Origin of the sequence: Nostoc sp. UHCC 0251 (assembly GCF_034932245.1) — a bacterium.
GTDB lineage: Bacteria > Cyanobacteriota > Cyanobacteriia > Cyanobacteriales > Nostocaceae > Nostoc.
Genome location: NZ_JAYGHD010000469.1, coordinates 1 through 5,243 on the forward strand (window position 1 = coordinate 1; position 5,243 = coordinate 5,243).

The 5,243-nt window shown below is 38.1% G+C and carries 5 protein-coding genes; all 5 read right to left on the minus strand.

Translation table 11 applies throughout. The annotated features are described in order from the left end of the window. Window positions 1-98: 98 nt before the first annotated feature. The 5 genes from VB740_RS35660 to VB740_RS35680 all read right to left on the minus strand — a co-directional run bounded on the left by VB740_RS35660 (window position 99) and on the right by VB740_RS35680 (window position 4,793). Entirely contained in the window at window positions 99-350 is a 252-nt protein-coding gene (locus tag VB740_RS35660; RefSeq protein WP_323204527.1) for a UPF0175 family protein, read from the minus strand. A 502-nt stretch (window positions 351-852) separates the two neighbouring features. Continuing rightward, on the minus strand, window positions 853-1,188 hold the full coding sequence (locus tag VB740_RS35665) for a XisI protein (protein WP_323204528.1): 336 nt from the start codon (window positions 1,186-1,188) through the stop codon (window positions 853-855). Beyond that, window positions 1,176-1,592, minus strand: coding sequence for a XisH family protein (locus tag VB740_RS35670; protein WP_323204529.1), 417 nt, complete (start codon window positions 1,590-1,592; stop codon window positions 1,176-1,178). Before VB740_RS35670 ends, VB740_RS35665 begins: the two co-directional genes overlap by 13 nt. 92 nt (window positions 1,593-1,684) lie before the next feature. After that, the gene (locus tag VB740_RS35675; protein ID WP_323204530.1) at window positions 1,685-3,511 is read right to left on the minus strand and encodes a tetratricopeptide repeat protein; all 1,827 of its coding nucleotides are present in this window, start codon (window positions 3,509-3,511) and stop codon (window positions 1,685-1,687) included. After that, on the minus strand, window positions 3,501-4,793 hold the full coding sequence (locus VB740_RS35680; RefSeq protein ID WP_323204531.1) for an ATP-binding protein: 1,293 nt from the start codon (window positions 4,791-4,793) through the stop codon (window positions 3,501-3,503). Before VB740_RS35680 ends, VB740_RS35675 begins: the two co-directional genes overlap by 11 nt. Window positions 4,794-5,243 lie beyond the last annotated feature (450 nt).

Here is a 5,243-nt window from a genome sequence, read left to right on the forward strand (position 1 = left end):
AAAACGAGAAATCAAGACTTATGTATTTTTCTTTTTCCGTATGAAACCACCCTGCTCTAGATAAAAAGATGAGGGGTGAAGCATTAATTACAGGTAGTTCAGCTACGTTCTAATTCTCGTTGTAAGTCATCAAAATCTACAGTAAAGGCATCAACTTCTTCACGGGAAAGGGCTAGAAGAAAATCTGTTCTGTCTAAACCTGCAATATTAGCTGCTTTCTCTTGGGAAATTTCACCACGTCCATACCAATAAATAGCCGCAGCCAAACGCAACTCACGGACAAACTCATTAGGCGACAAGCGCAAAGCAGAGAAAATTTCTTCAGGTAGCTCTAAGGTGACAGTAGTCATAAAGGTTATTTATTGTAAAAGCCAAATCTAGACTTTACTTTAGCAATTTTACCAATAGTCTCGTCCTCGACGTAACTTTCAACCAGGTTTTTGCTACCACATCACCACCCGTTGCAATAATCGAGAATTTCGTCTCACGCGGTTAGAATGCCGTGAAGTTTTCCTTTATGCCATCAAAAAGGCACAGCAATTCGCAATTCGCAATTACAGCGCTTCCCGCTATTATGCAGTACAGTTTTTTTCCTTGCCCCTTTCTTAGGGACTTCCAAATAAAAAAATATACAACTATTTATTGTGGGGTAGGCGACACGATAGCCCATAGTCAAAGGCGGGCAAGATGCCCACCCCACAAGATTGGATAATTTATTTCTTGGAAGTCCCTTAGCATACAAAGTACGACACCAAAAGCTTAGAATGGTGCGTTACGCTATGGGAAGCGATGCCTAAGGCGGTAAACTACGCTCCATTCACTATTTATCAACTGAGTTAAAAATATTTACATTCACTCCACAGCATAAGAAGTAAATTGGCGTTTAAAAGGAGAATGAAACCCAATGACGATATCAGAAGGGGGTACACCTAAATTAACTAACCGTTCAGCAACAGACTCTTCTGTACCGTTATACTGAATCCATATTTTCTCGTTTTGAATATCAAAATGCATGACCGGGCCAAACACCCGCTTATCTCCTTGCCAGCCAACGTAAGCTAGTTGATAATGGTTGTTTTCATTGTCTAAAATTAATTCTGATTTGACATTATCGTTATTAGACCTGATTTGTTGATGTTCACTTAAAATTTGTTTGATAAATTGTCGATATCGTTCTATTTTATCCATAGTCGAATTTCCTCACATTTTGGATCGTAAACTATCAACTTAACTTGGTAACGATGAAGAGCGCGTTGGACAAAAGAAAGTTGAAAAAAGTCTTGATATGTTTCAATAGGAAGTGCTAGGTAAAGCGCTCTGTCTACTTCTTGTTCTTCAATAGCTTGGCAGTAATTGAGATATTGTCCAAGTGCAGTATGAAATTCACTGATATCTGAGTCTGCAATGAAACTTTTAATTTCAACAGCTATTTTCTCTGTATTCCGTTCTGCAGCGATAGCATTTTCAGCCGCTAAATCTATTTGTAGTTTAATCGCTTCACTAATACGAATTGTAAAAGGATCGTGAGTAATTATCCACCCATCTTTGATTAATGCTTTTTTTACCTGTTGATGGAAAACATCTTTAGCCATTTTGCTATCTCTAGATTAGAGTCTCAAAATGAAAATATCCTATTTTTTATTGTATTTTAGCGTTTAGCTGAACTCAAAATGATATTTTGGCTCTATGTAATGCTTTCCCCGAAAGGGTTATCGTTCGCGCAGTGTGTCGTAGACAAGACATCGCACTCTCCATTATTCTGCATTGCTGCGGCGAGTTTTTCTAGATTTTGGCGAACAGTGAGACTACGGAGATGATTTACACCCCAGACTCGTTCACAAATATCTAAAGCTTGTAAATAAAGCGGTTCTGCTTCACCGTAACGTCCAGTTTCACGATAAATTTCTGCCAGATTATTGAGACTTTCAGCAACATTGGGATGATTTTCTCCCAATAGGTGCTTATCCAGTTCTAAAGCTTTTATACATAAGGGTTCCGCTTCATTGTAACGCCCCTGCTCCCTGTACATATAACCAAGAGCATAGATAGTATCTGCTAAAAGCGGATGTGCCTTTTGCAATAGACGCTGCTTGAGTTCCAATGATTCCAGAAACAAAGATTCGGCTTGCTCGTAGCGTCCTTGAGCGCGGTATATCAATCCTAAATTGTGCAAATCTGTTGCAACATCAGGATTCTCTTCTCCCAAAAATCGCTTATCTAATTCTATTGCTTGTTGCGACAAAGGTTCAGCTTCAGTGTAACGTCCTTGATGATAATAAAGTAGCGCTAAATTATTCAGTATAAGAGCCAAAGAAAGATGATTTTCGCTAATCAAACGTTTTTCTAGTTCTAATGATTGCAGATACAGAGGTTCGGCTTCTTCATAACGTCCTTGTTCATCATATAGTAGTGCCAAATTGTTGAGGCTGGCAGCGACATCGGCATGGCTTTCTCCTAACAAGCGTTTCCTCAGTTCCAAAGCTTGTTGATATAAAAGTTCCGCTTTAGTATATTGTCCAGTAGATTTGTAGAGTCCTGCCAAATTATTCAGGCTAGTAGCAAAAGCAGGATGGTTCTCTCCTAGCAGGCGTTTCCTCAATTCTAAAGCTTGTTGATATAATGGTTCGGCTTCGCTGTAGTGTCCTGTTGCACGATATATTCTTGCTAAATTGTCGAGGTTAGTAGCTAAGTCTATTTGTGAACCTGATTCATTTTGTAGCTCAATTGCCTTACGCCAATACTTTATTGCTAGTTCTTGTTCTTCTTGATAATTCTGAGACTCACCCCGCTCTAATCTGCTGTGATAAATATCACCTAAGCTTGAATATAAGGTAGCCAAGGTAGGATCTTTAGTTCCCTGTTCCTGTTCTACTTTCTCGATTAGCCTTTGTAAATCTTGAATGGGTAAGAAAAAGCGATTAGTTTCATTAGTATCTGTACTAGCTAATTCTGTGTCCCTAAAAACAAAGCGTATATTTTCTAATTCTTTACCAGGAATAGCACTCGTCTTTTTAGATTCAAACCGAAATACACCGTTGCGCCAACTCCAAAAATCAGGGGCTTTTTTAATCAGATTGACTAAAATTTGGTTAGTTACCCAAAGCACAATCGCAAACGGAAATTCGCGCAATCCTTCCCTTGTCCATTGTAAGTAACCAAAAAATTTCTCCTGTTCCGATTGCTCATTTCCCAATCTGAGAAAATAAAGTTGTTCAGCACCCGTTACAGTGATTACCGCCGGGTTATGCTGATGGAGATATTCTTCTTGTTGTACCAGTTGGTTAAGAGCAGCTTTGAGGCTTGGTTCCTGATGCGCTAAGGTGACTCTATATGGACGGAAGGCGGATTGTAGTTCGGCTTCATACTGGGCAATAATCTCATCACGAAAGCTAGCATCATCACAAACTGCAATTAGTAAATTTAATCCCCGTTTTTGAGCTTCAATAGAAACAATCAAATCATCATACGCATCTTGATTCTCTCCTTGATCAAACAAGTCTTCATTTAACATTAATTGCCCCCTGTCTTTTCAAGCTTTCGATAATAATTGGATGAACATCGTACCAAGTTTCATCAGTGCGATATTCTAGAACATACAGCCCATGAAGTAAATCCAAGAACTCTGCTTGTTTGGGGTCATTGGGCATAAATTGCTCATAGACACTCTGCAAAATATCTATATCAACTTTTCCTAAACGTATAGAAAAATCATTGCGGATTTTATTGATTGCTTGTAGGAGAATTTTATCATCGATAATAACTTCGGCGGCGGGATTTCGCCGGATCATTCGCAAACAAATGCGGCAACATTCCTTAGAGATCCGAATTAACTCTCGTAATACACCACCACTATAAATCACAATTTTTTCAGCAGTTTCTGGCGCGATTAATTCACTAGGAATCCGCTTTTGTAAAACTTCACCAAGAATCTTTGTTGCTTCCGGGCGAGGCTGGGCATTAGGGAAGCGATTTTTACCTTTATCAAATATTTTTAACACAGGCATTGCCACAACCTGGTCGTTGGTTTCAGTAGCAATTATTGTGCTGATAAATGTTTCCCGAAGGACTGCGATCGGGATAGTGTAGATAATTTGAAAGTTAGGTTGACACAGAGCTTTAATGTTATCTCGATAAATCTCGTTAACTCTGCCTAAGTCAAGTTTATCTAAATCATCAATAATTACTAAAACGTTTTGTTTAGTCGCAGCTTGAATTAAAGCAGCTATTTCATTAATTCTGGCAACTAAATCTGACAACTTGCGTTCAAACTCTTGCTTAATTTCATCCCGAACGCTAGCATCAGCTTTTAATTTAGAACTAATCAATTTTAAGAGATCAAAACCAATACTAACCTCTGCTTGCAAATTTGATTCTTCAGTGCGAGTGCGGGTAGCAAACCACTTATAAAGAGCTTCTTTAGTAGATTGCGGAATATCAACTCGGCGGGCTTCGGCCTCTGTCATTAAATTAACTGCGATCGCAAACAGTATATTAATATGATTAACCGCCGACATTTCAATTTTGTCAGCAATAGAAAACAGAACCACAAAATATTTATCTTGAATTTGTCGGCTAAACTCAGCTAACAAAGTAGACTTACCACATCCCCGATGTCCTGTAAAGACAATTTTGCCATCTCCATTAGGACTATCTTCCACTAATTGGTTCAGGTCTGCAATCAAATCATCACCATATTCGACTCGAAATCTTTCCATTTCGTTCCGTTCCATCAACGGAAACAGTTCGAGATTGCTGTATGCTTCTTGAAAGGAGTTTAATAAGTCTTGAGACATTGGATAGTGCTGTAAACATGCTAACTATTCATATAATGGCTCATGATTTTTGAAGTAGAAGTTTAGGTCATGTCTAGGATAGAGTATGCCTACATAACTTATCAAATTCCGTTAATCAATAACTACTAGGTGAGTGCGATGTTATGTGTTAAAAAGAGATACCATAATTCCCAATTTTCAACCTATCAATAAGTAACAGAGGTCAATAATCAATAAGAATGAATGATAGATTATACATTCGATAATTCAGACTGAATAATAGATTATACAGATAACATCCTGAAAGCTACTTAACACATAAATAAAATAAAATTTTCAGTTATAAAAATAAATTTTTAGTGTGCTTCATCTCATCCCCCTCTAGTCGATACGATGGTAGCTGTAGTCTGTCAAGAAATAATTGACGAGTACATTCTTTGTAGAGACGGCGATTTATCGCGTCTCTCTAAC